At 68.5% G+C, this 425-nt stretch carries 1 protein-coding gene; it reads right to left on the bottom strand.

Features of this window, described 5'->3' with window-relative positions:
• Positions 1 to 79: 79 nt before the first annotated feature.
• Positions 80 to 425 (bottom strand): OmpA family protein (locus tag A9Z05_RS37645; RefSeq protein WP_256121908.1); only part of this gene is annotated, 346 nt, incomplete at its 5' end.

Here is a 425-nt window from a genome sequence, read left to right as displayed (position 1 = left end):
GGCGGGTGGGAGCGTCCTTCCGTCGGCTCAGCGCCGACCGGGTCCCCGCGCGTACCGGTGGAGCGTCATCCGTTGCGCATTACTTCGCGTCGATCCGGATCTCGACGCGACGGTTCTGCGCGCGGCCTTCCGCGGTCGCGTTGGACGCGACCGGATCGGCGGCGCCGAGGCCTTCGGAGACGAACGACTGCGCCTTCAAGCCGTTGCTGCGCAGGTAGTTCATCACGTTGCGGGCCCGCGAAGCCGACAGCGCGAGGTTGTGCGTGTTGCTGCCCGTCGAATCGGTGAAACCGGTGATCGCCACGCGGCGGAATTCGACACCGCTGTTGATCTGCACGAAGCGGTCGAGCTGGCTACGCGCGTCCGGCGTCAGCACCGCGCTGTCGAACGCGAAGTTCGCATCGCCCTGCAGCAGCACCTGGCGC

It is taken from the genome of Burkholderia sp. A2, assembly GCF_001729305.1.
In the GTDB taxonomy this organism is placed as follows: Bacteria; Pseudomonadota; Gammaproteobacteria; order Burkholderiales; family Burkholderiaceae; genus Burkholderia; species Burkholderia sola.
This window is presented reverse-complemented; position numbering and strand designations above follow the sequence as displayed.